The 24,606-nt window shown below is 68.8% G+C and carries 30 protein-coding genes and 1 pseudogene; 11 read left to right on the top strand and 20 right to left on the bottom strand.

Features of this window, described 5'->3' with window-relative positions; all coding sequences use genetic code 11:
- Positions 1 to 32: 32 nt before the first annotated feature.
- The 6 genes from EOW66_RS19885 to hmgA form a co-directional block, all read right to left on the bottom strand.
- Positions 33 to 1,343, bottom strand: coding sequence for a TRAP transporter large permease (locus EOW66_RS19885; protein ID WP_128158032.1), 1,311 nt, complete (start codon positions 1,341 to 1,343; stop codon positions 33 to 35).
- Entirely contained in the window at positions 1,344 to 1,859 is a 516-nt protein-coding gene (locus EOW66_RS19880; protein WP_128158031.1) for a TRAP transporter small permease, read from the bottom strand.
- Complete coding sequence (locus tag EOW66_RS19875; protein WP_128158030.1) at positions 1,856 to 2,860, bottom strand: TRAP transporter substrate-binding protein; 1,005 nt, start codon at positions 2,858 to 2,860, stop codon at positions 1,856 to 1,858. Before EOW66_RS19875 ends, EOW66_RS19880 begins: the two co-directional genes overlap by 4 nt.
- Entirely contained in the window at positions 2,857 to 3,546 is a 690-nt protein-coding gene (gene maiA, locus EOW66_RS19870; protein ID WP_239017654.1) for a maleylacetoacetate isomerase, read from the bottom strand. Before maiA ends, EOW66_RS19875 begins: the two co-directional genes overlap by 4 nt.
- Position 3,547: 1 nt before the next feature.
- Positions 3,548 to 4,768: a fumarylacetoacetase gene (gene fahA / locus EOW66_RS19865; RefSeq protein ID WP_128158029.1), complete on the bottom strand. Its 1,221-nt coding sequence runs from the start codon at positions 4,766 to 4,768 to the stop codon at positions 3,548 to 3,550.
- A gap of 263 nt (positions 4,769 to 5,031) precedes the next feature.
- Positions 5,032 to 6,399 carry a homogentisate 1,2-dioxygenase gene (gene hmgA, locus EOW66_RS19860; protein WP_128158028.1) on the bottom strand — a complete coding sequence of 456 codons (1,368 nt, stop codon included), beginning with the start codon at positions 6,397 to 6,399 and terminating at the stop codon, positions 5,032 to 5,034.
- Between the two features lie 152 nt (positions 6,400 to 6,551).
- On the opposite strand from hmgA, the gene EOW66_RS19855 reads away from it, so the two are divergent.
- Positions 6,552 to 6,974, top strand: a complete 423-nt coding sequence (locus EOW66_RS19855) for a MarR family winged helix-turn-helix transcriptional regulator (protein ID WP_128158027.1) — start codon at positions 6,552 to 6,554, stop codon at positions 6,972 to 6,974.
- Here EOW66_RS19855 and EOW66_RS19850 read toward each other — a convergent pair.
- Complete coding sequence (locus tag EOW66_RS19850; protein ID WP_128158026.1) at positions 6,971 to 7,456, bottom strand: MarR family winged helix-turn-helix transcriptional regulator; 486 nt, start codon at positions 7,454 to 7,456, stop codon at positions 6,971 to 6,973. The genes EOW66_RS19855 and EOW66_RS19850 overlap by 4 nt on opposite strands.
- Positions 7,457 to 7,539: 83 nt before the next feature.
- The gene (locus tag EOW66_RS19845) at positions 7,540 to 8,268 is read right to left on the bottom strand and encodes a helix-turn-helix transcriptional regulator (RefSeq protein ID WP_128158025.1); all 729 of its coding nucleotides are present in this window, start codon (positions 8,266 to 8,268) and stop codon (positions 7,540 to 7,542) included.
- Between the two features lie 112 nt (positions 8,269 to 8,380).
- On the opposite strand from EOW66_RS19845, the gene EOW66_RS19840 reads away from it, so the two are divergent.
- Genes EOW66_RS19840 through EOW66_RS19830 form a run of 3 tightly spaced genes read left to right on the top strand, consistent with a single transcriptional unit; the run spans position 8,381 to position 11,136 of the window.
- Complete coding sequence (locus EOW66_RS19840; RefSeq protein ID WP_128158024.1) at positions 8,381 to 9,340, top strand: MBL fold metallo-hydrolase; 960 nt, start codon at positions 8,381 to 8,383, stop codon at positions 9,338 to 9,340.
- A 21-nt stretch (positions 9,341 to 9,361) separates the two neighbouring features.
- Positions 9,362 to 10,954, top strand: coding sequence for an FAD-dependent oxidoreductase (locus EOW66_RS19835; protein WP_128158023.1), 1,593 nt, complete (start codon positions 9,362 to 9,364; stop codon positions 10,952 to 10,954).
- Positions 10,942 to 11,136, top strand: a complete 195-nt coding sequence (locus tag EOW66_RS19830; protein ID WP_128158022.1) for a DUF2783 domain-containing protein — start codon at positions 10,942 to 10,944, stop codon at positions 11,134 to 11,136. Before EOW66_RS19835 ends, EOW66_RS19830 begins: the two co-directional genes overlap by 13 nt.
- A gap of 38 nt (positions 11,137 to 11,174) precedes the next feature.
- Here EOW66_RS19830 and EOW66_RS19825 read toward each other — a convergent pair whose 3' ends face one another.
- The 12 genes from EOW66_RS19825 to EOW66_RS19770 form a co-directional block, all read right to left on the bottom strand.
- The gene (locus EOW66_RS19825) at positions 11,175 to 11,927 is read right to left on the bottom strand and encodes a LamB/YcsF family protein (RefSeq protein WP_128158021.1); all 753 of its coding nucleotides are present in this window, start codon (positions 11,925 to 11,927) and stop codon (positions 11,175 to 11,177) included.
- The gene (locus EOW66_RS19820) at positions 11,917 to 12,942 is read right to left on the bottom strand and encodes a 5-oxoprolinase subunit C family protein (RefSeq protein ID WP_128158020.1); all 1,026 of its coding nucleotides are present in this window, start codon (positions 12,940 to 12,942) and stop codon (positions 11,917 to 11,919) included. The genes EOW66_RS19825 and EOW66_RS19820 overlap by 11 nt, the downstream gene beginning before the upstream one ends.
- Entirely contained in the window at positions 12,939 to 13,679 is a 741-nt protein-coding gene (locus EOW66_RS19815) for a 5-oxoprolinase subunit B family protein (protein WP_164881211.1), read from the bottom strand. The genes EOW66_RS19820 and EOW66_RS19815 overlap by 4 nt, the downstream gene beginning before the upstream one ends.
- A 7-nt stretch (positions 13,680 to 13,686) precedes the next feature.
- A complete protein-coding gene (locus EOW66_RS19810) occupies positions 13,687 to 14,946 on the bottom strand; it encodes an amidase family protein (RefSeq protein ID WP_164881210.1) in 1,260 nt (419 codons plus the stop codon).
- A gap of 1 nt (position 14,947) precedes the next feature.
- Positions 14,948 to 15,616: a DUF2848 domain-containing protein gene (locus tag EOW66_RS19805; RefSeq protein ID WP_128158017.1), complete on the bottom strand. Its 669-nt coding sequence runs from the start codon at positions 15,614 to 15,616 to the stop codon at positions 14,948 to 14,950.
- Positions 15,617 to 15,636: 20 nt separating this feature from the next.
- Entirely contained in the window at positions 15,637 to 16,920 is a 1,284-nt protein-coding gene (locus tag EOW66_RS19800) for a TRAP transporter large permease (RefSeq protein WP_128158016.1), read from the bottom strand.
- Positions 16,917 to 17,462, bottom strand: a complete 546-nt coding sequence (locus EOW66_RS19795) for a TRAP transporter small permease subunit (protein ID WP_128158015.1) — start codon at positions 17,460 to 17,462, stop codon at positions 16,917 to 16,919. The genes EOW66_RS19800 and EOW66_RS19795 overlap by 4 nt, the downstream gene beginning before the upstream one ends.
- A 16-nt stretch (positions 17,463 to 17,478) precedes the next feature.
- Entirely contained in the window at positions 17,479 to 18,519 is a 1,041-nt protein-coding gene (locus EOW66_RS19790) for a TRAP transporter substrate-binding protein (protein ID WP_128158014.1), read from the bottom strand.
- Positions 18,520 to 18,553: 34 nt separating this feature from the next.
- Positions 18,554 to 19,375, bottom strand: a complete 822-nt coding sequence (locus tag EOW66_RS19785) for a putative hydro-lyase (RefSeq protein ID WP_128158013.1) — start codon at positions 19,373 to 19,375, stop codon at positions 18,554 to 18,556.
- Positions 19,376 to 19,465: 90 nt separating this feature from the next.
- A complete protein-coding gene (locus tag EOW66_RS19780) occupies positions 19,466 to 20,347 on the bottom strand; it encodes a LysR family transcriptional regulator (protein ID WP_128158012.1) in 882 nt (293 codons plus the stop codon).
- A gap of 96 nt (positions 20,348 to 20,443) precedes the next feature.
- Complete coding sequence (locus EOW66_RS19775) at positions 20,444 to 21,109, bottom strand: acyl-homoserine-lactone synthase (RefSeq protein WP_128158011.1); 666 nt, start codon at positions 21,107 to 21,109, stop codon at positions 20,444 to 20,446.
- A 72-nt stretch (positions 21,110 to 21,181) separates the two neighbouring features.
- Positions 21,182 to 21,796, bottom strand: coding sequence for a helix-turn-helix transcriptional regulator (locus tag EOW66_RS19770; protein ID WP_128158010.1), 615 nt, complete (start codon positions 21,794 to 21,796; stop codon positions 21,182 to 21,184).
- A 100-nt stretch (positions 21,797 to 21,896) separates the two neighbouring features.
- On the opposite strand from EOW66_RS19770, the gene EOW66_RS19765 reads away from it, so the two are divergent.
- The 7 genes and pseudogenes from EOW66_RS19765 to EOW66_RS19740 form a co-directional block, all read left to right on the top strand.
- Positions 21,897 to 22,334 (top strand): autoinducer binding domain-containing protein, encoded by a 438-nt coding sequence (locus tag EOW66_RS19765; protein ID WP_128158009.1) that lies wholly within the window; start codon positions 21,897 to 21,899, stop codon positions 22,332 to 22,334.
- 91 nt (positions 22,335 to 22,425) lie between these two features.
- Complete coding sequence (locus EOW66_RS20870) at positions 22,426 to 22,548, top strand: hypothetical protein (protein WP_275402059.1); 123 nt, start codon at positions 22,426 to 22,428, stop codon at positions 22,546 to 22,548.
- Complete coding sequence (locus EOW66_RS19760) at positions 22,548 to 22,775, top strand: hypothetical protein (RefSeq protein WP_128158008.1); 228 nt, start codon at positions 22,548 to 22,550, stop codon at positions 22,773 to 22,775. The genes EOW66_RS20870 and EOW66_RS19760 overlap by 1 nt, the downstream gene beginning before the upstream one ends.
- A complete protein-coding gene (locus EOW66_RS19755) occupies positions 22,775 to 23,686 on the top strand; it encodes a hypothetical protein (protein ID WP_128158007.1) in 912 nt (303 codons plus the stop codon). The genes EOW66_RS19760 and EOW66_RS19755 overlap by 1 nt, the downstream gene beginning before the upstream one ends.
- 99 nt (positions 23,687 to 23,785) lie before the next feature.
- Entirely contained in the window at positions 23,786 to 24,070 is a 285-nt protein-coding gene (locus tag EOW66_RS19750; protein ID WP_239017653.1) for a hypothetical protein, read from the top strand.
- On the top strand, positions 24,009 to 24,272 hold the full coding sequence (locus EOW66_RS19745) for a hypothetical protein (protein WP_128158006.1): 264 nt from the start codon (positions 24,009 to 24,011) through the stop codon (positions 24,270 to 24,272). The genes EOW66_RS19750 and EOW66_RS19745 overlap by 62 nt, the downstream gene beginning before the upstream one ends.
- A gap of 99 nt (positions 24,273 to 24,371) precedes the next feature.
- Positions 24,372 to 24,606, top strand: a pseudogene (locus EOW66_RS19740) (hypothetical protein); the annotation flags it as partial.

Below are 24,606 nucleotides of genomic sequence, written 5' to 3'. Positions count from 1 at the left end.
CGGACGGGCCCGCCCGCGGTGTCAGAAGCGCGCTAATGCGCCAGCCACAGCGACAGCCACGGCACGAAGATGATCAGCGCCAGCCGGAGGATATCGGACAGCCAGAACACGTAGACGCCGCGGAAGATCGTGCGCAGCGGCACATCGGGCAGAACCGAGCGCAGCACGAAGACGTTCATCCCGATCGGCGGGGTGATCAGGCTGATTTCCGTCACCACGACGACGATGATCGCGAACCAGGTCACCACCGCCTCCGGGTCGCTCAGCACCGCAAGGCCGAAATCGAGGTTCGAGATCACCGGATAGAACACCGGCACGGTCAGCAGGATCATCGACAGGCTCTCGAGGAAGCAGCCGAGCACCAGATAGATCGCCACGATCAGCAGCATCACCAGCCAGGGCGAGAGGCCCAGGCCCTCGACGATCTCCGTCAGGCTGTCGGGCAGGCCGGCGAAGGTGACGAAATTGCTGAAGATCTCGGCGCCGATGATGATCGCGAAGATCATCGCCGAGGCGGTGGCGCTGTCGAGAAACGCGGTCCAGAGCGCGCCGCGGGTCATGCCGCCGGTGGCGAAGGCGATGACCAGCGCGGCGGCGGCACCCATGCCCGCGGCCTCAATCGGCGTGAAGAGGCCGCCATAGATCCCGACCATGATGAAGACGAAGAGCGCGGTGACGGCCAGCACCGAGATCACGTCGCGGCGCGTCATCGGATGCACCTCGCCGACCTTGGGCGCCAGATCGGGCTTCAGCCGCACCGCGACCATGACGGCGAGCAGATAGCCGAGGATGCCGACCACGCCCGGGATGATGCCGGCGAGGAAGAGCTTGCCGATATCGGCCTCGGTCAGCAGGCCGAAGAGGATCAGCACCACCGAGGGCGGGATCAGGATGCCGAGCGTGCCGCCCGCGGCGATCGCGCCGGTGGCGAGGCTGTCGGAATAGCCGAAGCGCCGCATCGAGGGCATCGCCACCTTCGACATCGTCGCCGCGGTGGCAAGCGACGAGCCGCAGACCGCCGAGAAGCCGCCGCACGACAGCACCGTCGCCATCGCGAGCCCGCCGCGCATCCGGCCGAAGATCCGGTCGGCGGCGGCGAACAGCCCCTGCGCGATGCCCGATCCCGCCAGCACATTGCCCATGAAGATGAAGAGCGGCACCACGGAGAGCGAATAGTTCAGCCCGGTCTCGTAGACCGCATTGCCGACCATCGCGCCCGCCGGCTCCCAGCCCCGCAGGATGCCAAAGCCGATGCCACCGACGATCGCCATGGCGAAGGCGATCGGCACGCGCAGGAAGACCATGGCCAGAAGGATGGCGAAGGCGATCAGGGAAACGGTCATTCAGTCCTCCCGGCGCAGGATCAGCACGAGCGCGGAAAAGCCGCAGCTTGCGGCCGCGATGAAGGCAAGCGGCGCCATCGGCAGCGCGAGCGAGGAGCTGCGCGTGCCCTCGTGCAGCTGCGTCAGGCCAAGCCCGAAGAGCCGCCAGCAGAAGAAGCCGAGCGCCAGCGCCGAGACGAGGCCGGCAAGCCGGCCCAGCCCGCGCTGCACCGGGCGCGGAAAGAGGTGGAGCGCAAGGTCCACCTCGACATGGCCGCCGTCGGCGCTGGTCAGCGGCAGTGCCACGAAGACGAGCGCCGCGAGCAGGATCTGCGTCAGCTCGTAGGCGCCGCCGAACGGGTGGTTGAAGAGGTATCGCCCCACCACGTCGATGCAGGTCACCCCGATCATCAGCGCGATCAGCACCGCGGCCACCACCGCCAGCGCCCGATACCAGGCCGTGTGCCGATGCGGCGTGCGGCCCGGGATCATGTCGTGCGGCGCGTTCTCCGCGCCGCCCTGGGCCTGAGCGCTCATTCCAGCGTCACCCCGGTCATCTTGCGGAACTCGGCGAGCGCGGCCTTGCCGTCATAGCCGTCGCCCAGCGTCGCCGCCCAGCTGTTCTCCAGCTTGTCGGCCTCGGTCTTCATCGCGGCGAGCACCTCGGGCGAGGCCTCGTAGAAGTCGACCTTGTCGCCGATCACCTCGCGCGCCTTGGTGTCGGCGTCGTTCCAGGCCTTGCCCACGCGCTCGGCGAAGGCCTCGCCCGAGATCGCGTCGATCGCGGCGCGGTCCTCGGGCGAGATCTTCTCCCATTTCGCCTCGTTCACCACGAAGAACCAGGTGGTGTTGTAGATCCCGCCGGGCACGGTCATCGAATACTTGATGTAATCGGTGAGGTTGAAGGCGGTCATCGATTCATAGGTGAAGGCCACCCCGTCGATCACCCCGCGCGACAGCTTCTCATAGACCTCGGTCGAGGACATGAAGAGCGGCGTCGCGCCAAGCGCGGAAACCAGATCGCCGACATAGCCGCCCGGCACGCGCAGCTTCAGCCCGGCGAAATCGGCCGGCGTCTCGATCTTGCGCTTGTTGTTGTGCAGCAGACCCGGGCCATGCATGAAGAGGCCGAGGATATGGGTGCCCTTGTGCTCCTCGGCCGCGTTCAGCTCGCCGCCGTAGATCTTCCAATAGGCCTTGGAATTCGCGATCGCGTCATCGCCGAGGAAGCTGAACTGGCCCAGACGGGCGCGGTTGAAGCGGTTGTCCTCGGTGAAGGAATGCAGGCCGTAGGTGATGTCGGCCACGCCGTCGCGGGCCATGTCGAAATGCGCCGGCGGGCTGCCGAGCGGCTTGCCCATGATCCGCACGGTGACGCGGCCGTCGGTCACCTTCTCGACTTCCTTCGCCCAGGGCTTGAAGGCGTTGACCACGACCGGATGCTTCGGCGGCAGCCAGGACGACATGATCAGCTCCTCGGCCAGCGCCGGGGCCGAGGTCAGCAGCAGCGCCGCAAGCGCCAGTTTCAGCGATTTCATCGGTTCTCTCCCTGAATGGCCTTCGCCTCCCGCGAAGGGTCGAATTGATCGGGGTGCGCGGCCGCGAAGGCAGGCAGCGCGGCGCAGGACCGCGCCACGGCGGAAATGCGCGCAAGATGATCGAAGCCCACCCCCCAGCGGGTGGCGTTGTAAAGCTGGGGGATCAGCGTGCAGTCGGCCATGCCCGGGGTGTCACCGTGGCAGAACTGCCCGGTGAAGCCCGGATGGTCGAGCATCCTCTCGAAGGCGGCAAGGCCCGCCTCGATGTTGTCGTGGTTCCAGCCTGCCCGCGCCTCGGGGCCGGCCAGCCGCTCGACCCGGGCCAGAACACCGAGGTTCGAGACCGGATGCACCTCGCAGGCGAGCGCGAGGGCAAGGGCGCGGACATGGGCGCGCGCCTCCTCGCCCTCGGGCAGCAGCGGCGCGGCGGGGCGGGTCTCCTCGAGATATTCGAGGATCGCGAGCGACTGCGTCAGCAGGTGGCCGTCGATCGCCAGCGCCGGCACCAGCCCCTGCGGATTGACCCGCAGATGGGCGGGCGTGCGCTGCGCGCCGGCGACCAGATCGACCGGCACCCGGGCGAAGGGCACGCCCTTCAGCCCGAGCGCGATCCGCACCCGATACGAGGCCGAGGACCGCCAGTAGTCGTAAAGCACGACCTCGGTGACCGGGACCTGCATCGTCATGTCAGGCCTTCGCGGGCGTGATCCGCCCGGTGCAGGGGCCGAAGCCGATGCGATAGCCCGCGCCCTCGGCAAAGGCATAAAGGCCGATCTCGTCGCCATCCTCGATGAAGGTGCGGGGCTCGCCGTTCACCGTCACCGGCAGCTTGCCGGCCTGGGTCATCTCGAGCAGCGCGCCGGTCTGGTCGGGGCTCGGCCCCGAGATCGTGCCGGAGCCGAGCAGGTCGCCCACCCGCATCGGGCAGCCCGATTCGGTGTGATGGGCGAGCTGCTGTGCGCTCGAGTAATACATCACGTTGTAATTCGTCCGCCCCATCGGCGCGCCGTTCATCGTCCAGCCGATGGTCAGGTCGAAGAAGCCGGGCTTGTCCTCCTGCAGATAGGGCAGCAGCGGGTTCACCCGCTCGGCCCCGGCGCAGCGGAAGGGCTCGAGCGCCGCCTGCGGCACGATCCAGGCGCCGATGGTGGTGCCGAGCGCCTTCGACTGGAACGGCCCGAGCGGCGCATATTCCCAGGCCTGGATGTCGCGCGCCGACCAGTCGTTCAGCAGCACATAGCCGAAGATCATCGCGTCGGCCTCGGCGACGCTGACGCGCTCGCCCATCTGGCTGTCGGCGCCGACGATGGCGCCGAGTTCGAGTTCGAGATCCAGCCGGCGGCAGGGCGACCAGACCGGCCCCGTCTCGCCCTTCACCTGCCCCATCGGGCGGCGGATCGGGGTGCCGGTGACGACCACCGACGAGGCGCGGCCGTTATAGCCGATCGGCATGTGCGTCCACTGCGGCGGCAGCGCATTCTCGGGGCCGCGGAACAGCACGCCGACGTTGAAGGCGTGGTTCTTCGAAGCGTAGAAATCGGTGAATTCGGTGACCTTGACCGGCAGGTGCAGCGTGGCCTCGGCCATCGCCACGGTGGGCGCGGTCTCGTCGCCGCCCTCGGCCAGAATCTCGATCAGGCGGGCGCGGATCTCGGCCCATTTGGCGCGGCCCTGCGCGATGAAGGCATTGAGCGCGGGCTCCGCGAAGGCGCCCTGCGCGTCGATCAGCCCGCGCGCCTCGCAGGCGGCCAGATCGAGGATGCGGTCCCCGATCGCCACGCCACAGCGCGGCGCCGTGCCTGCGGTCGAGAACACCCCGTAGGGCAGGTTCTGCACCGGGAAATCGCATCCCGCTTCGTTGGCAGCCGCAATCCAGCTGCGCAACGGCTTGTCCACCGTCGGCACCATCCGTCTCCTGTCTTGGATCCCCCCGGACAGGCCCGCGGCAATGGTGCGCAGGCCGTGTCGCTGAGCCGAATCCTTACCACGACTTGTTTCATTTGCAACCGTCAAAGATGCATCTGCGCCGCAAAATGGCGAAAAACTTGTGTCACATGAAACGAAATCATGGTGGAAGGCGGCGTCTCGCGCCAATGTTTCAAGGCGATGACGGAAAACGGCCGGGCGCGATGCGCCCGGCCGTCCGGTTGCCGTTGCGGGAGGGCAGGGCCCTACTTCACCCCGGGGGTGCCGTCGAACTTCTTCTCGAGACTGTCCCAGCAGTCGATGTAATCGTCCTGCATCGGCGCCTCGGTCGCGGCGAAGGCGGTCAGGTGCTGCGGGAAGCGGGTCTCGAACATGAACTGCATCGTCTCGGCCTGATAGACCGGCACCATCGGCTCGGTCGAGCCATGCTCGAAGGCGGCGCGGTCGGGCCCGTGCGGCAGCATGCAGTTGTGCAGGCTCATGCCGCCCGGGACGAAGCCCTTCGGCTTGGCGTCATAGATGCCATAGATGTTGCCCATCAGCTCGGACATGATGTTCTTGTGATACCACGGCGGGCGGAAGCTGTGTTCGGCCACCATCCAGCGATCGCGGAACAGCACGAAGTCGATGTTAGCGGTGCCTTCCTGGCCCGAGGGCGCGGTCAGCACGGTGAAGATCGACGGGTCGGGATGGTCGAACAGGATCGAACCCACCGGGCTGTAGGTGCGCAGGTCGTATTTGTAGGCACAGTAGTTCCCGTGCCAGGCGACGACGTCGAGCGGGCTGTGGTCGATCCAGGTCTCGTGGAAACTGCCGCACCACTTGATGACCACGCGCGAACGCGCCTCGCGGTCCTCGAAGGCGGCGACGGGGCATTTGAAGTCGCGCGGGTTGGCGAGGCAGTTCGCGCCGATCGGGCCACGGCCGGGCAGGTCGAACTTCTGGCCGTAGTTCTCGCACACGAAGCCGCGGGCGGGGCCTTCCAGCACCTCGACCCGATAGACGAGGCCGCGCGGCAGGATGGCGATTTCCTTGGGCTCGAGGTCGATCACGCCAAGCTCGGTGCAGAACCGCAGCCGGCCCTCCTGCGGCACCACCAGCAGCTCGCTGTCGGCCGAGAAGAAGTATTCGTCCTGCATCGAGCGGGTGACGAGGTAGATGTGGCTCGCCATGCCGACCTGGGTGTTCACGTCGCCCGCGGTGGTGATCGTGCGCATGCCGGTGATCCAGGTCAGCGCCTCGCCCTCGGCCGGCATCGGCACCGGGTCCCAGCGATACTGGCCAAGGCTCGTCACCTTCGGCACCACGTTCGGCGCGGTCTTCCAATAGGGCACGTCGATCTCGGCAAAGCGGCCGGTGTGCTTGACCGAGGGCCGGATGCGATAGCACCACGTGCGCTCGTTCTGGCCGCGCGGCGCGGTGAAGGCGGTGCCCGAGAGCTGTTCAGCGTAAAGGCCGTAATTGCATTTCTGCGGGCTGTTCTGCCCCTGCGGCAGCGCGCCGGGCAGGGCCTCGGTCTCGAAATCATTGCCGAAACCGGGCATGTAGCCCTCGTGCGTGCCGGTCGTGCCGGTCGCGCGGATCATGCCCGCGGGCAGCGTCTGGCTGGTCATTCCACGTCCTCCCTTCGCAGATGAAAGTCATTGCTTCTGCAACGAACATGTCGTTGTTGATGCAACGATGTCAACGGGGATTTCGCGGCCCGCGCATTTGTCGTTGTTCGCGCAACGAATTTCTGCTGATCTGGCGGCAAAAGGAGGGGCCGATGAGCTTCGATCTGGACGGGTTCCTGCCCTATCGGCTCAGCGTCGCAGCGGCGCGGGTCAGCCGGCGATTCGCCGCGCTTTACGAGGCCGAGGCGGGGCTGACGATCCCGGAATGGCGGGTGCTGGCGCATCTTGCGCGCTCGGGCTCGGTCAGCGTGCGCGACATCCACGAGCGTGTCGCCCTCGACAAGTCGGTGGTCAGCCGCGCGGCGTCGCGGCTCGAGGTGGCGGGCTGGCTGCGCAAGTCGGGGCACGAGACCGACCGGCGGCTGATCGTGCTGGAACTGACGCCCGAGGGCGAGGCGCTGATGGCGCGGCTTGGCGCGATCGCGGCGCGGTTCCAGGCCGAGCTTTGCGCCGAACTCGGCCCCGGGGCAGAAGCCTTTGCCGCGGCGCTGACCCGGCTCGCGGGCGAGGGTTAATCCTCGATCGGGCCCGGGCGCGGGAAGGCGGTGCCGTGGCCGGTCTCGGGCTCGGTGACCCTGGCGATCGCCCGGTCCAGCGCCGCGACCCCACGTTCAAGCGCCGCCCGGTCGCGCGCCGGCATCGCCTCGAGGATCTCCTCCGCCCGCGCACCGACCTGATCGAAGGCGCGGCGGAAGAGGTCGCGCCCGGCCTCGGTGATCGCGTAATTGCGCAGCCGCCGGTCAGAGCCCAGCACGGTGCGGGTGATCAGCGCCTTTTCCTCGAGCCGCGACGCCGCCCGGCTGACCTGCACCTTGTCGAGCGAGGTGCGCTGCGCGAGCTGCAGCGAATCGAGCGAGCCGGCATCCTCGAGCAGGAACAGCAGCCGCCATTCCTCGCGCGACAGCCCGTATTCGCGGCCGTAAACGGCCACCAGCTGGCGCGAGAAGGCCTCGGCCACCACGGCCAGCCTGTAGGGAAAAAACGCCTCAATCCGCATGACGGCCCCCGCCCACCCCGAAAAACTGTTTCAAATGCAACATTTGCCCCGGGCGGGCCGAAGAATCAACCCCCGGGTGAGCCCTAGCCCATCACCGCGGCAAGCAGGTCGTTCGCCCTGGAAGGACCAAGCTTCTGATAGGCGCGCTGGCGATAGGTCAGCACGGTCGCCGGGCTGAGGCCAAGGGCGTGACCGATCTCGCGCGCGGTCTCGCCGGCCAGGCTGCGGGCGCAGACGCCACGCTCGCGCCCGGTGAGGCTGGGGTGGGCGGCGGCAAGGCGGCGCTCGACCTCCTCGACGAGCGGCACCGCGGGCGCGGCGTTGCGGGTGAGCCCGGTGATCGCCAGCTGCGCCAGCGCGCCAAGCTGCGCCATGTCGGGCGCGGCGCCGCCCGAACGGGCATAGAAGGTGACGACCGTCGTCGCCTCGGGTTTGCGCCAGCCGAAGCAGATCTTCTCGGCAAAGCGCGGCCGCTCGAAACACAGCCGGCGATAGGCACCGAGCTCGATCGCCTCTGCCGGAATGCGGCAGGCAAAGCCGCTGCCCGGACGCGCCGCGCGGCGCGCCGCCGCCGCCGGGTCCGAGGCATGGAAGCGCCGCGCATAGGCCTCGGCCCGCTCGCGCACATCGCCAAGCCCGCTCGACGAGGCGAGCGCCTGCGGCGCGCCGTCCCCCACGCGATAGGCGAACAGCTCCTCGACCCCGGTCGCGGAATGCGCAAGCCCGAGCAGCCGCTCGGCGAACAGGGCCGGGTCGCGCGCCTCGAGCAGAAGCGCCGCCCGGTCCGGGTCGATCAACCCAGCCGTCTGCATCCGATCCTCCCTTTCCGGCCTGTCCTCAGATCTGCTGACAGACGGCCCGATTTCGTTTCCCTAGAAACGATCTAGAGCGTGAGAACGCAAGAAATCAAGGGGAGGGAGACCCATGACGAAACCTTTCGCATCCTCGGCCGATACCGCAGTCAAGGCCGATACGCTGGAAATCCTCGGCGAGGGCGTCTATGCGCTGACCGCCGAGGGTGACCCGAACGTCGGCGCGATCGAAGGCGAGGATTTCCTCGTCGCGATCGAATCGCGCGCCACCCCCTCGGCCTCGCGCGACTGGCTGAAGATCCTGCGCGAAGAGACCGACAAGCCGGTGCGCTATCTGATCCTGACGCATTACCATGCGGTGCGGGTGCTCGGCGCCTCGGCCTTTGAGGCGGGCGACATCATCATGTCGAACGCCTCGCGCGATCTGGTGGCCGAACGCGGCGAGCAGGACTGGAAAAGCGAGTTCGGGCGGATGCCGCGGCTCGCGAAGAACGCCGACGAGGTGCCCGGGCTGACCTGGCCGACGATCACCTTCGACACGGAATACTCGATCCCGCTTGGCGGCGACCGCGGCACGCTGGATCTGCGCTTCCTCGGCCGCGGCCATACCGGCGGCGACATCGTGGTCTGGCACGACAAGACCCGCACCCTTTTCGCCGGCGACCTCGTCGAGGCGAAGGCCGCGCTTTACACCGGCGACGCCTATCACTTCGACTGGGCGACGAAGACCCTCGATGCGGTCAAGGCCTATCAGTCGGAGAACCTGATCGGCGGCCGCGGCGCGGTGGCGCGCGGCGTCGCGGAAACCGATGCGGCGGTCGAGCAGACCCGCAAGTTCCTCAATGGCATGATCGAGAATGTCGGCCCCGTCCACCGCGCCGGCGGCACGCTGAAGGAGGCGTTCGAGGCGACCCATGCCGCGCTCGCCCCCGACTTCGGCCAATGGCCGATCTTCGAGCACTGCCTGCCCTTCGACGTGCAGCGCCTGTGGGACGAGTTCGACGGCATCGAGACCCCCCGCATCTGGACCGCCGAGCGCGACCGCGAGGTCTGGGCGAAGCTGCAGGGCTGAGCGCGGACGAGGGAGGAGATCATGGCAAACGTTGCGGGAATTCCCGTCTACAAGGAGATCGGCGCCACCCCGGCGCCGGCCACCGAAACGGAGAGCGCGCCGGTGGTCATCGTCGGCGCCGGGCCGGTGGGTCTGGCGATGGCGCTCGACCTCGGCCGGCGCGGGCATGCGGTGACGGTGCTGAACCGGCTCGATTTCGTCGCCCATTGCTCGAAGGCGATCTGCTTCTCGAAGCGCTCGCTCGACATTCTCGACCGGCTCGGCGCGGGCGATGCGGTGACCGACAAGGGCGTCGTGTGGAACATCGGCAAGGTGTTCTGGGGCGGTGACGATGCACCGGTCTATCAGTTCGACATGCTGCCGGTGAAGGACCAGAAGCGCCCGGGCTTCGTCAACATCCAGCAGTATTACGTCGAGGACTACCTGCTCGACGAAGTGTCGAAACTGCCCAACGTGGAGATCCGCTGGGGCCATGCGGTCGAGGAGGTGACGCCCGCGGCCGAGGGCGTGACGCTTGATGTGCGCGCCGGCGGGCAGGGCTATCGGCTGCAGGCCGGTTGGCTGATCGCCTGCGACGGCGCGCGCTCGACCGTGCGCGACCGGATGGGCCTCGATTTCGAGGGCCGGGTGTTCGAGGACAACTTCCTCATTGCCGACATCCGGATGACGCACGAGATGCCGCCCGAGCGCTGGTTCTGGTTCGACCCGCCGTTCAACCCCGGCCGCTCGGCGCTGATGCACCGCCAGCCCGACGATGTCTGGCGGCTGGATTTCCAGCTTGGCTGGAACATCGACCGCGAGGCGGCGATCCGCCCCGAGAACGTCGAGCCCTTCGTGCGCGCGATGCTGGGCGAGGGCGTCGCCTTCGAGCGCGAATGGTATTCGGTCTACACCTTCCAGTGCCGGCGCATGGCGCGCTTCGTGCATGGGCGGGTGATCTTCGCCGGCGATTCCGCGCATCTGGTCTCGCCCTTCGGCGCGCGCGGCTGCAACGGCGGCTTTGCCGATATCGACAACCTCGGCTGGAAGCTCGACCTCGTGCTGCGCGGCACGGCCGATGCGGCGCTGATCGAGACCTATAATGATGAGGCGATCGCCACCGCGGACGAGAACATCCTGAACTCGACCCGCTCGACCGATTTCCTGACGCCGAAATCGACGGCGAGCCGGGCGCTGCGCGACGCGGTGCTCGAACTCGCGGGCGAGCATGCCTTTGCCCGCCCCTTCGTGAACTCGGGGCGGCTGTCGACGGCGGTCAGCTATCCGGCATCCGAGCTCTCGACCCCCGATGCCGAGACCTGGGCGGGCGGCGTGCCGCCGGGCAGCCCGGTGCTCGATGCGCCGCTGGAAGACGGCTGGCTGCTCGATGCGCTTGGTGACGATTTCGTGCTGCTCAGCCACGGCTGGACCGGCGCGGCGCCCGAGGGGCTTGCGCGGTTCGAGGTGTCTGGCCTTGCGGCCGAGCGGCTCGCGCTGCCCGAGGGGGGCGCGGTGCTGGTGCGCCCCGATCAATATGTGGCGGCGCGCTGGCAGCACCCCACGACCGAGGCCATCGCCGCCGCGCTGGCGCGTGCCCGCGGCGCCCTGCTGAAAGGTGACGCATGTCTGCACTGACCCTGACGCCCAATCTGAACGGGCATGACGACCTCTATCAATCCCTCGTCGCGCTGCACGAGGGGCTGAGCGAGGAGGACAGTCTGAAGGTCTGGGCCAAGCTCGCGCTGCTGCTCGCCAACCAGATCGGCGACCGCCGGGTGATCGAGGCGGCGATTGCCGCCGCCCGCCCCGCCGCCTGAAACCCCGCCCTCCGGCCACCGCGCCGGGGGGCGCTGTCTCAGAACCGGGTGACGGCGATCCCCGCCGTCTCGAGATGGGCGCGCAGCGACCCCGCCATCGCGACCGCCGCCGGGCTGTCGCCATGCACGCAGATCGTGTCGATGCGGGCCGGCAGCCGGGCGCCGCTTGCGGTGATGATCGCGCCGGCACGGATCATCTCTTCCATGCGCCGGCCGACCTCGGCCGGATCGTGCAGCACCGCGCCCGGGCGGCTGCGGTCGAGCAGCGTACCGTCGTCATTATAGGCGCGGTCGGCAAAGATCTCGCCAACCCAGTTTGCGCCCATTTCGCGCGCCACCGCCTCCATCGCGGTCGCCGCCTGCGCGACCAGAATGATCTCGGGATCAAGCGCCTGCGCCGCGCCATAGCAGGCGCGCGCAATCGCCGCATCCTCGGCCGCCATGTTGGACAACGCCCCGTGCAGCTTCAGGTGCCGCACCCGGGTGCCGGCAAGCCGCGCCATCCCCTGCGCCGCGCCAAGCTGATAGGCGACAAGGTTCGCCAGCTCCTCGGCCGAGAGCTTCAGCCGCCGCCGGCCAAAGCCCTGCAGATCGGCAAAGCCCGGATGCGCGCCGATGCCCACATCCTGCGCCGCCGCCGCCCGCATCACCCCGGCCATCACGTTCGCGTCGCCCGCGTGCATGCCGCAGGCGATATTGGCCGAGGTCACCACGCCCAGAAGCGCCGCGTCATCGCCCATCCGCCAGGGGCCGAAGCCCTCGCCCATGTCCGCATTCAGGTCAACGCGCATCGTCTCGCTCCAGGTCGTCGCCGCGGGTCACCCCGCCGATCAGCTGATAGGACAGAAGGTCCGGGATCAATGCCGGGTCCCGGATCAGGCTGCTACAGCGCGCTGCCGCCTCGCGCAACAACACCGTCTCGTCGCGGCAGGCGCGGGCGGCCTCCTCGGCCCCCACGCGGCGAAAGCGCAGCACCGTGCCCGGCGCCGCCTGCGCGATCAGCGGCAGGTCCTCGGCCACCACCGTGCCAAGGCGCGGATAGCCGCCGACGGTCTGGCATTCGGCAAGCAGCACATAGGGCACGCCGTCGCCGGTGCTTTGCACATCCCCCGGCCCGATCAGGTCGGAGGCCAGCCCCGCCGCCTCCGCCGCGACAAAGCGCGCCCCGGCACTCAGCTGCACGCCCTGCCGGTTGCCGCGCGCGCCGCGGCAAAAGGCGGTGGCGCAGAAGGCCGCAAGCGTCTCGGCGTCGAAGAGCCCGGTCTGCGGCCCGTCCATCAGCCGCGCGGTGCCGCCCTGAAAGCGGGGCAGGGCGGCGATGCCCCGGGCCTCGGTCTCGGGCGCGGGGTCAGGGGTCACGGCGAGCACCGCGCCCGCGGCCAGCGGCGCGCCGATGCCGATCGCCAGATGCGCGGCGCGGCTGCCCAGCCAGTCGGGCGTCGCCAGCCCGCCCGCCGGCACCAGATAGCCATAGACCCCGGCCTCGGCGCCGGCGATGCGCAGCCGCGCGCCCGGCTCGATCCGGTGCGTGGCGTTCCAGCGCAGCGGGGCGCCGTCCAGCGTCGCCGCCATCGGCGCGCCGGTCAGCGCCACGCGCATCGGTGCATCGACCGAGAAGACCCCGCCGGCGCCAGCCATCTCGAGCCCGGCAAGCGGCGCGCGGGCGCCCAGAAGCGCCGCCGCCTCGATCAGCGCCAGACGGTCGGCGGCACCGCCGCGCGACAGGCCCTGCGCCAGATGGCCGGGCCGGCCCATGTCCTGCACGGTGACGATGCCGTCGACGCGGTGAAGGGTGAGCGTGCTCATGTCAGAACCTCCAGCCGGGCCCCGCCAAGGCCCTGCGGGTCGCCCGCAAGCGCCGCGATCTGCTCGGCGGGCGCCGGCACGAAACGGATCGCGTCGCCCGCGCGCAGCGGCATCGGCTCGGCCCGCTCGGGGCGGAACGGGCGGAAGGCCACCTGCGCCACCTGCCGCCAGCCGGTCGCCGAGGCGGCACCGAAGAGCACCAGTTGCCGCACCGCGACGACCAGCGCGCCGGCCGGCACGCTGGGCGTGAGTTCGGGCAGGCGCGGCAGGTTCCAGGCCTCGGGCAGCAACCCGATATAGGGCTGGCCGGGGGCGAAACCGATGGTCAGCACCCGCAGCTCCGCCGCGCAGATCTGGGCCGCGGCGGCCGCTTCGCTCTGGCCGAGGCGCGCCGCCACCGCGGCCAGATCCGGCCCCTCGGCGCCGCCGAAGGCCGCCGGGATCGTCCAGCGCCGGGTCGGCGCGGGCAGCGCCGGACGGGTCGCGGCAATGGCGCGGGCCCGGGCCAGAAGCCCCGGCCCGACCGCCGCCACCGACGCAGGATCAAGCCGCAGCAGCACCGAGACGAGCCCCGGCACCAGCTCGCGCAGCCCCGCGGGCGGGGCCGCGGCGATCTCGGCCGCCAGCACCTGCACCGCCGCCATCGCCGCGGGCTCGGGCTGGCGGGCAAAGCGCAGCTCGATCCCGTCGGGGCCGGCGGGCAGAAGCTCGGGCGACAGGGGCGCGTCCTCGGTCATCATCGCCTCACGCGAGCGCCGTCGCCGCGGCCAGCAGCGCCGCGTCGGTGCCCTTGCGGCCCACCAGCATCGTCATCGACCAGCGCGGCGCGGCCCCCGGGGTGGGCAGCGCCACGGCGCAACCGTCGACGAGGTTCACCAGCGAGGTGTTGCGCAGCATCGCCGCGTTCAGCGCGTCGAAATCCGCCTCGACCGCGGCGATCGTCGGCGGCAGCTGCATCAGCGTCGGCACGACGAGCGCATCGAGCCCCTGCATCCGTGCCGCGAAGAGCGCGACAAGCCGCGCGCGCTCACTGAGCGCATCGTCGAGCGCCCCCGGTGCCAGCGTCAGCGCAAAGCGGATGCGCGACAGCACGCGCGGGTCGCCGACGGTTTCCAGCCGCGCGAGGTCGGCGTGGTGGATCGCCAGCGCATCGGCCGCGACGATGATCTTGTTCAGCCCGATGCCGGCACCGATCTCGGCCATCTCGACCGGCACCAGCTCGTGGCCAAGCGCCGCGATCCGTGCCGTCTCGGCGGCAAAAAGCGTCGCGACCTCGGGCGAAAGCCCTTCGGTGAAGGCGCCGGTCGGCAGGCCGAGACGCAGCCGGCCGGGCACGGGGGCGTCCAGCGAGGCGCCCGCCATCCCCTCGATCACCTGCCGCAGCAGGGCGGGCGTTGCCGCCATCGCGCCAGCGCTGTCGAAGGTGGGGGCGAGCGGGAAGATGCCGGTCGCGTCGATCAGATCGGCGCTCGGCTTCATCCCCCAGATCCCGTTCGCTGCCGCCGGAATCCGCAGCGAGCCGCCGGTGTCGGTGCCAAGCGCCGCGTCGCACAGGCCAAGGGCGACGCTTACCGCCGCGCCCGAGGACGAGCCGCCCGGGATCACCCCGGCCGCGAGCGCGCTTTCGGGCGTGCCGTGATGGGGGTTCAGCCCGACGCCGGAATAGGCGAATTCCGACATCGAGGTGCGGCCGAAGATCAGCGCGCCGGCGCGGCGCAGCCGGGCGACGGCGACGGCATCCTGTGCCGCCACGCTGCCGCGCTCGGCCAGCAGGCGCGAGCCCGCGCCGGTGACCTGCCCGGCCTCGTCGTAAAGGTCCTTGACCGAGATCAGCGTGCCGAACAGCGGCATCGCCTCGCCCGCCGCGGCGCGGGCCTCAAGCGCGGCCGCCTCGGCGCGGATCCGCGCCGGGGTGAATTCGGTGAAGATCGCCCGGCGGGTCGCGGCGGGCAGCGCCTCGGTCCGGGCGATCGCGTCTTCGACGCGGGTCAGGAAAGCGCTCATCTCAGGCCACCTCGGGCAGAACGATGGTTTCATACTCGTGTCCGATCGCGCGGGCGCGGTCGGGGTCGCTCAGCCGCATCCGGAAGCGGCGCGCCGGCCGCACCCCGCCCGCCGCGCCGAAGGTGCCGCACAGCATCGCCACCGGCCCGTCGATGCCGAGCACGTTCAGCCCCGCCCCGGCGGCCAGTTCGGCCAGCGGCCGGATCGAGGCGAGCGTGCCCGCCTGATAGGCGACCCAGCTGCCGTTCTCGAAGATCCAGCTTTCGCAGACCAGCCGGTCGAGATGATCCTCGACCTCCTCCCAGGGCCAGAGCGCGGCGGCACAGGGCTTGGCGCAGACCTGCTTCGACAGCGCCACCGAATGCGCCTCGAGCACGCGGTCGGTGTGGTCGGAGCCAAGGCCGAGGAAGCGGCGCGCGCCATGCTGCACCACCATCGGCTCGACCTCGCCCGAGGAGCCCGTGCCCACCACCTCGATCCGCGGCGCGGTGGTCAGCGTCGCGGCGGCAACGCGGTAGTAAAGCGGCGTCGCCGAGGGCGGCGCGACGCCAAGCGCCGCCAGCTCGTCGATGTGATGGGCGATGGCCTTCTGGTCGCGCCCGGTCCAGCCGGCAACGACGAGATGAGAGAAATCGAGGTCGATCGGCGACTCGCCGTTGATGAAACGCATCGGTGCGTCCTTTCAGGAAATCAGAGGTGGGAGGGCAGCCAGAGCGCGAGCGAAGGCAGCGCGATCAGCGCCGCGATCATGCACAGCATCACCAGCACATAGGGGATCGCGCCGAGGATCACCTCGTTCATCGTGCCGTTGCGCCGCGTGCTTTGCACCACGAAGAGGTTCAGCCCGACCGGCGGGGTGATCAGCGCCATCTCGATCAGCACGATCATCAGCACCCCGAACCAGACCTTGTCATAGCCAAGCCCGGCGATGATCGGCACCACGATCGGGATCGTCGCCACCATCAGCGACAGCGTCTCGATGAAGAAGCCAAGGACGAGATAGAGCGCCACCACCAGCAGCAGCGTGCCGAAGGGCGACAGGCCGGAGCCGCGGATCATCGCGCCAAGCTCGCGGCCAAGCCCCGCCGAGGTCATCGCGAAGTTCAGGAAATAGGCGCCGGTGATCACCAGCATGATCATCGCCGAGATCCGCACCGTGCCGGTCAGCGCGGCGCCAAGGGTGCGCAGGCTCAGCCCGTCACCCAGCCCCACCGCGATCAGCGCCGCGATGGCGACCCCGATTGCCGCCGATTCCGTGGGCGTGGCCCAGCCGGCATAGATCGAGCCGATGACCACGGTGAAGAGGATCACGATCGGCACCAGCTGCACCAGGCTCGCCAGCCGCTCGCCCCAGCTGAAGCGGCGCGACGGGCCGCCAAGGTCCGGCCGCACCGTGCAGATCGCCGCGGTGACGGCAACGAAGGCCAGCGCCATCAGCACACCCGGCACCAGCCCCGCCGAGAACAGCTGCGGGATCGAGGTCTCGGTCAGGAAGCCATAGACGATCAGGTTGATCGAGGGCGGGATCAGGATGCCGAGCGTGCCGCCCGCGGCGATCGCGCCCGAGAAGAGTTTCGGGTCATAGTTCAGCCGCTCGGCCTGCGGCATCGCCACGGTGGCGACGGTGGCGGCGGTCGCCACCGACGAGCCCGAGGTGGCCGAGAACATCGTCGCGGTGGCGATATTGGCATGCACCAGCCCGCCCGGCAGCCAGCTCAGCCATTTGTCGAGCGCGCCATAGGTGCGCGCGGCCACCCCGCCGCGGACCAGAATCTCGCCCAGCAGGACGAAGAGCGGAATCGCGATCAGCGTCGCCGAGGCGGAGGAGGACCAGACCACCTGGCCGAGCCCGCGCAGCAGCGGGAAGGCGGAATAGAACTGCCCGACCCCGATGCCCAGCACGAAGAGCACGATGCCCACCGGGATCGACAGGGCCATCAGCCCCAGCAGCGAAACGGCAACGGTCCAGATCATGCGTCAAGCTCCGACCCGAGGCCCAGCGTCGCGTCGAAGCGCGCGCGCTGGCCGGAGAGGAAATAGGCCAGCCCGATCAGCGTCAGCGCGGTCGCGCTGACGGCAAACCAGGCCCAGCCGGCAAACCAGATCCCCTGCGGGATCCACAGCGGCGTCTCGAGCGGGGTGTTCGCCCGCGAGCCGCGCGCCAGCGTCTTGGCCAGCACCGGCCAGCAATGCCAGGCGATCAGCAGCACGATGCCGTTGGTGACGATCATCGCGAAGATGTCCATCAGCGCGCGCCCGGGTGCGGTCAGGCGCAGCCGCAGCACGTCGATGCGGACATGCGCCCGCTCGACCAATGCGCAGGCGAGGCCCCAGCTTGCCACCGCGGCCATGACATAGCCCGAGAGCTCGTCCGAGCCGCCGAGCGAGCCCGCACCCAGCTTGCGCAGCACCACATCGACCAGGATGAACAGCACCGTGGCGATCAGCGCCGCGCCCAGGACGAGCGCGACGAGGCGGTTGGCGCGCAAAAGCGCGCCGTGCAGTTTCGCGACCATCGCGCCCGCCCCGCCGTTACTGCGCGATCGTCACGCCGGCGGCGGCGCCTACGGTGTCGTTCCAGCGCGCGACCCAGTCCTTGCCGGCACGGCCGGCCCAGTCGGGCAGCACGACATCGGTCAGGATCTGGCGCGCCTGCGCCATGTCGGCCGGGGTCGCCTCGACCAGCACCATCGACGCGGCCTTGCCCGCCGGGCACTCGCCCTTGCCGGTCAGGCAGGCGATGTCGGTCGTCAGCCCGCCCTGCGCCGCGGCCCAGGCCGGGGTCTCGAGCCCGTCGGTCACCGCCTTTTCCAGCGTCGCCTGCTGGTCCGCCGAAAGCCCGTCCCAGCGATCGGCGTTCATCGCGATCACCACCGGGTCCCAGCCGCCGAGCGGCAGCGTCAGCAGGTGGTCGGAGACCTCCCACCAGCCCGCCGAATAGCCCGAGCCGGCGCCGGTCACGGCACAGTCGATCACCCCGCGCTCGAGCGAGCCCGGCACTTCGGAGAAGGCGATGTTCACGCCCTCGGCGCCAAGCGCCTCGAGGAATTTCGTCGTCATCCGGCCCGAGCCGCGCACCTTCTTGCCCTTGAGATCCGCCAGCGAGGTGATGTCGCCCTTGCAGAACACCACCTGCGGCGGATAGGGCGCGATGCCCAGAAGCTGCGCGTTGAAGCGCGCGCGCATGATGTCGGCGACCATCGGGCGGGCGGCATCGACCAGTTTCTTCGCCTCGTCCGCGGTGGTGGCGAGCAGCGGCACGTCAAGGCCTTCCAGCTCGGGCGCATCGCCCACGGTATAGTCGGCCACCGTCGCGCCGATGTCGAAGACGCCATCGCCCAGCATCCGGTAGACGTCGGCGCCGGCAATGCCCATCTGGTCGAAGCTGGTGAGCTGTGCGGTGAAGGCGCCGCCGGTCATCTCGGGCAGCTTTTCGGTCCAGAACGGGGTTTCGAAGGTCTTGTAGAGCGGCAGGTTGCTCCAGCTGCCGACGACCGAGAGCTGCTCACCGGCCAGCGCGGGGGCGGCGAGCAGGGTGCCGGCCATGAATGCGGCGATCATCTTTTTCTTCATCGGGTCTCTCCTGTTGGGGTGCTTTTGTTGTTGGTTACTGCGCCATGCCCACGCCGGTCAGCTCCCGCCAGGCGGCACCCGCCGGGATATCGGTGACGAGCATGTAGCCCGGGGCATGGGTGATGGCGAGAGCGGGGCGCGCCGCGGCGATGGCAGCCTGGGGGGTGACGCCGCAGGCGGTGAACACCGGCACGTCACCCGGGCGGATGTCGGGGGCGTCGCCATAATCGGGGCGGTGGATGTCGGCGATGCCGATCGCGGCGGGGTCGCCGATATGCACCGGCGCGCCATGGGCCAGCGGGAAGCGGTCGCAGATCTTCACCGTCTCGATCGCGTCGGCCATCGGCATCGGCCGCATCGAGACGACGAGCGGGCCCGAGAACTGCCCGGCCGGCCGGGTCGGGATCGACGTGCGATACATCGGCACGTTGCGGCCGGCCGCCTGATGGCGCACCGGGATGCCGGCGCGCACCAGCGCATCCTCGAAGCTGAACGAACAGCCGATCGCGAAGGCGACGAAATCATCCTGCCACAGATCGGCGATGTCGGCAGGCTCGCTCACCAGCGCGCCGTGCCGCCAGACCCGATAGCGCGGCAGGTCGTGGCGCAGGTCGATGCCCCCCCCGAGCGCGTCGAGCGCCGGATCGCCCGGCTCGCTCACCGCCAGCAGCGGGCAGGGCCGCGGGTTCGCCTGGGCAAAGCGCAGGAACTCGGCCGCCTCGGGCGCGGGCAGGATCACCAGATTGGCCTGCAGCGCATCGCCGCCGAAGCCGGCGGTCGGCCGCTCGAACCGCCCCGCGCGGATCTCGGCGCGCAGCGCGCGCGGGTCGGACAGCAGGGCGTCTTGATCGGTCATCTCGGATCTCCTTCGGATCGGACAAGATTCCGCAAGGCAACCGATTAGATCAAGAGTTCAGTCATTCGCAGTATTGATCTCATTTAGAGATCATACAACCGCCGCGGCAACCGCCGCGCGGGTCACCTCGCGGCCGATCTCCTCGTTGCGCTCGGGCAGGTAGCAGACCGCAAATTCCAGATCGGGCAGCCGCGCCTCGGGCGTGACCTCGATCTCCTCGATCCCGGCATCGGGCCAGGAGGCGACGATATCGGGGGGGATCGTGCCGATGCCGAAGCCCTGCGCCACCAGATGCAGCACCGTGGCGAGCGAGGCCGAGCCATGCACCTCGGCCACCTTGCGCCGCACCGGGGTCAGCAGGTCGAGCACGCGCCGGTGCGGGATCGTGGTCTTCGGGAAGGACACGATCGGCAGCGCCGCCAGATCGTCGATCCCCGCCGGCCGCGGCAGGGTGAAATGCGCCGCGGAGACGAACCAGCCCAGGCTCACCGGCGGCAGCGCGGTCAGCACCGTGCCCCGCGGCGCTTCGTCGCGCAGCATGATCGCCACATCGAGCCCGTCGGCGCTCAGCTCGCGCGCCATCTGGTCCGAGGTGTCGACCGAGATCTCGAAGCGCAGCAGCGGGTGGCGCGCCCGCACCGCGGTCAGCAGCCGCGGCAACAGGGTGTGGGTGATCGTCTCGGCGACGCCAAGCCGCACCACCCCCGCCATCTGGCCCTGCGTCAGCTCGCCGAGGATCCGGTCGCGCTGTGCCACCAGCAGCTCGGCCTCCTCGCAAAAGCGCCGCCCCGCCGCGCTCAGCCGCACGCCGCGGCCGTCGCGCTCGAAGATGGTGATCTTCATCCGGTCCTCGAGATGGTGCACCCGGCGCGAGATTGCCGATTGCGCAAGGCCGGTGGCGTCGGAGGCGGCCCGAAAGCCGCCGTGGCGCACGATGGCGCGGATGATCTCGATGTCGCGAAAATCGAACATGGCGGCGACGGTGAGACCCTGCCGCGCCCGCTGTCAAGGGCCAGGCGGCGCGGAAGGCGGGGGAGGGGCCGGGACCGCCCGGCCCCTCCCCGGGGTTCAAAGTGCACGCGCGGCGATCGCCGCGGCAGGGGCGACGGGCAGCGAATGCGCCGGCGCCCAGTCCGCCCGCCGCGCCGCCGAGAACTCGGCCGGCATCGCCAGCACCGCATACATCCGCCCGTCCTCGTCGTTGCGATAGCTCGGCCCGATCCGGCGCACCTCATAGCCGAGCTGGCGCAGCGTCCGCATCAGCGCATGCGACGACAGGCAGATCAGCGTTTCGGCGCCGCGCGCGCGCGCCTGTTCGACCAGCCCGTCGACGATCAGCCGCAGGCAGGTGCGGCGCTCCTCGTTGGTTGCGAGCCGCGACGAGATCACCAGCCGCGTGCACTCCCACACCTGCGGCGAGGCGATCTCGTCGGGCAGAACGGTGGGCGGGATATGCTCGAGCTTGCCGCGATGCGCATCGCGCAGCATGTAGGTGTTCGGCCCCCAGATCGCCTCGGTCGACATCGCCCGGGCGCCGCCCACCACCGCGCCGCCCGAAAGCACCAGCGAGTAATGCGCGACGGGGGTGTCGTACTGGTCCATCTCGACCTCGTCGTCATGCGGCACGTCCCAGCCGAGCTCGTCGACGAAGACCTCCTTGCGCAGCCGCAGGAAGTTGTAAAATGCCGGACCGTGACGATGCAGATCGGCGAATTTGAACGTGATATTTTCCATGCTTGCCTCCTTCTGGATACGCAAGCAGAACCACGATCGGGCAACGTTTTCACCCTTGAGGGGTGCCTGTGCTCAGATCATTCGCCTCGTGGTGGCAATCGAGAGCAATTCGATGGCATTTTTCGCCCCGGTTTTGCGGCAGGCCGAGGCCAGGCGCGCCTTCACCGCGCTTTCCGAGATCCCGATCTCGGCGGCGATCTGTTTCAGCAGCTTGCCGCCCGCGCGCAGCCGGATCGCCTCGAGCTCGGCCTCGGTCAGGGCCGGCCCCGCCTCCCGCCCGGCCCCCAGATGCAGGTCACGGAGCAGCGCATAGGCGGTGTCGAGCTCGTCCTGGGTGAAATTGCGATCGGCGCGGAACAGCATCGCATAGCTGCGCCGCCCGGCATCCTCGGGCCGGCAGAAGGCAACGGTCGCGCCCCAGCTCAGCCCGGCCTTGCGCGCCAGCCCGATCACCCCGGCGGGATCGGGCAGCTCGAGCTCCGACCAGCGCACCGCCCCGGTATGGGCATAGACCCACCGCATCGACGGGTCCTGCATGACAAGGCCCAACTGGGTGTAAGTCTCGATCCAGCCCGGATCGAGCCCGTTCAGCTCTTCTTCCGGGAAAGAATACCCCACGCGCAGCGCCACGTAGAAACCCGCAGGGGCGATCTGTTCCAGCGTGTTTCGACTTTTAGACAGGGTCATTGATCCGGCAAACTGCTTGCGCTCGCAAAATGCGCTCAATATCTTTCGCGACAGACGGAAATGTCCGCTGCGCGCGACAACCTAAAGCGGAAATCAGGACATGGGAACCGGAAACAAGGCACAACTTGACGCGATCCTGTCAGAGCTGGGTGAGCTGTGCGACACCGGCTATGCGCTCGCGCTGCATATCCGCTTCACCCGGCCGAGCCTGCTGTTCCGCACCTATGCGCAGGACTGGATCGACCATTACAGCGAAATGGGGATGATGCTGCGCGACCCGGTGGTGGTGTGGGGCTTCCACCACACCGGCTCGGTGCTGTGGCAAGATCTCGGGGACCCGGACGGCATTCTGGCCGAGGCCGCACAACACGGCATCCGCAACGGGCTGACCTGTGCCGTGGGCCCGGCGGGGGATCGCTCGATCTCCGGCTTCACCCGCAGCTCGGGCCCGTTCAGCCCCGCCGAGATCGAGAAGATGCACGCGATCACGCAGCGCCTGCACGAGCTCAGCGCCGACCTGATCCCGGCCGGATCCTGACATAATCTTGCTTATGCGCCTTTTCACGCCTTCGGGTTGATTGGGCGCCTGTTTCAGAAGGTTTTGTGCGTCATTTGGCAAAGGAGCCATGATGCAGAAAACGATTCTCCTTCTTTTTCTCAAGCGGGTTCTGCCCGTCTTGATCGGCGCTGGTGGCGCGTGGGTGGCCACGGATTTTCCGTGGGTTCATCATGCCTTCTGTGTGGTGTCCTGATGGGCGCCCGGCGTGATCGCGCGATCTCGGTGCAGTCGTTCGGCGACGCTGTGCGCTGGCTGTTCCTCAATGTGCCGTCCGAGCGGATGCAGGCGGTTATCGAGGACGGCGCCCCCCTGCCCTCGGCGGCTCGGCTGATGTGCGATATCTACTGGATCAATGAGGGCGCGCTCCGGCGTGAGCTGGCGCGCTTCTGGTATCCTGAGCGGTATCGGGGGGCCTGCTGATGGATCCGATTATCGGTGGCTCCCTCATCAGCGCCGGCGCGAGCCTGTTGGGCGGCATCTTCGGCAAGTCCAAGCCGAAATATGTGACGCCCGACTATGCCAAGATCCGGCGCAAGGCCGAGGAGGCGGGGTTCAATCCTCTCACCGCCCTGACCTCGGCCCCCGGTCAGGTCGTTCAGTCGCAGAATTACATGGGGTCGGCTATCGCCGACGCCGGTCTTCTGTTGGCTGACGGTATGGCGAAGAAGGCCGAGCAGGAAGGCGAGGTCTCGAAGCTCAAGGAGCAAAATCAGAAGCTGGCTGAAAAACTTCAGCAGGCGACCTTGCGCCCCCGGATTGGTGGCATTTATGCTGCCACCGAAAGCACGCCGTCTCTGCGGCAAGCTCTGGGGGGGCAAAATGCGGTTTCTGTGTCGGGCGATGCTGATCGGTATTTTGCTCGCAATGGCACCGGGCTTTCTGATGGCTCTCTTAAGCCTGACGGGGATCGTGGCCCCGGCGATCCAAGCGCCGTAGATTATCCTCGGCACGTTCGCGCTTTTGGCGTCGATTGGTTTGGCGACCGGGATTATGATACTGGTCAGCAGGTCGAGAATGTCCTCGGTGACAGTTTGGCGACCGAACCAATCATGGCTGCCTCGGCGCTTGATATGGTCGGCGATACGGCTCGGCTCGAAGCGGGGCGCAATGCGAAACGCGGGCCGTATGATCAGAAGCAGTTTCTTGGTTTTCGTTGGCGTTCGCTGACGGCGGACGAAAGGCGTGATTCGCCGGCGTTTCAGCTTGGCCCGATCAAGATTGGCCGAGGCGCGGAACCGGCGAAGAATGATCGCGAGCGCCAACGGCTTCGCGAGCGCCTCAAGCGCGGCGAGAAGCTGTCGGCGTCCGAAATGATCGCAGCGGGGCACTGAGATGGCCCGCAAACCCTGCGCCTCGTGCGCAAAGCGCCGGGCCGCTCTCAAGCGGGCCGCGCGGAAAATCCTCAAATTCAAATCGAAACGGAGGCTCAAATGAGCTATCAGGATGCACGCAATGTGCGGCGCGAAGCGCGCACGCTGGTCGGTCGTTTTCGCGGTGGTGTGCTCGCGCCCGTGATGGCGGTCGCTGTTCGCGGCAATGAGGGTGGTTTCGTCTCGCAGAAGGTGACCTTCGAGCTGGACCCGATCGCCGGGCGGATGATCACCCCGATTTACGGCGAGCTGACCTCGGTTTTCGTGCCGGTGCAGGCCATGGATGCTGGTCGGCGATACGGCTCGGCTCGAAGCGGGGCGCAATGCGAAACGCGGGCCGTATGATCAGAAGCAGTTTCTTGGTTTTCGTTGGCGTTCGCTGACGGCGGACGAAAGGCGTGATTCGCCGGCGTTTCAGCTTGGCCCGATCAAGATTGGCCGAGGCGCGGAACCGGCGAAGAATGATCGCGAGCGCCAACGGCTTCGCGAGCGCCTCAAGCGCGGCGAGAAGCTGTCGGCGTCCGAAATGATCGCAGCGGGGCACTGAGATGGCCCGCAAACCCTGCGCCTCGTGCGCAAAGCGCCGGGCCGCTCTCAAGCGGGCCGCGCGGAAAATCCTCAAATTCAAATCGAAACGGAGGCTCAAATGAGCTATCAGGATGCACGCAATGTGCGGCGCGAAGCGCGCACGCTGGTCGGTCGTTTTCGCGGTGGTGTGCTCGCGCCCGTGATGGCGGTCGCTGTTCGCGGCAATGAGGGTGGTTTCGTCTCGCAGAAGGTGACCTTCGAGCTGGACCCGATCGCCGGGCGGATGATCACCCCGATTTACGGCGAGCTGACCTCGGTTTTCGTGCCGGTGCAGGCCATGGATGCGATCCGTG

Origin of the sequence: Paenirhodobacter huangdaonensis, from assembly GCF_004022465.1 — a bacterium.
GTDB lineage: Bacteria > Pseudomonadota > Alphaproteobacteria > Rhodobacterales > Rhodobacteraceae > Rhodobacter > Rhodobacter huangdaonensis.
The sequence above is the reverse complement of the archived record's forward strand: the minus strand, read 5'-3'. Positions and strand labels throughout refer to the sequence as shown.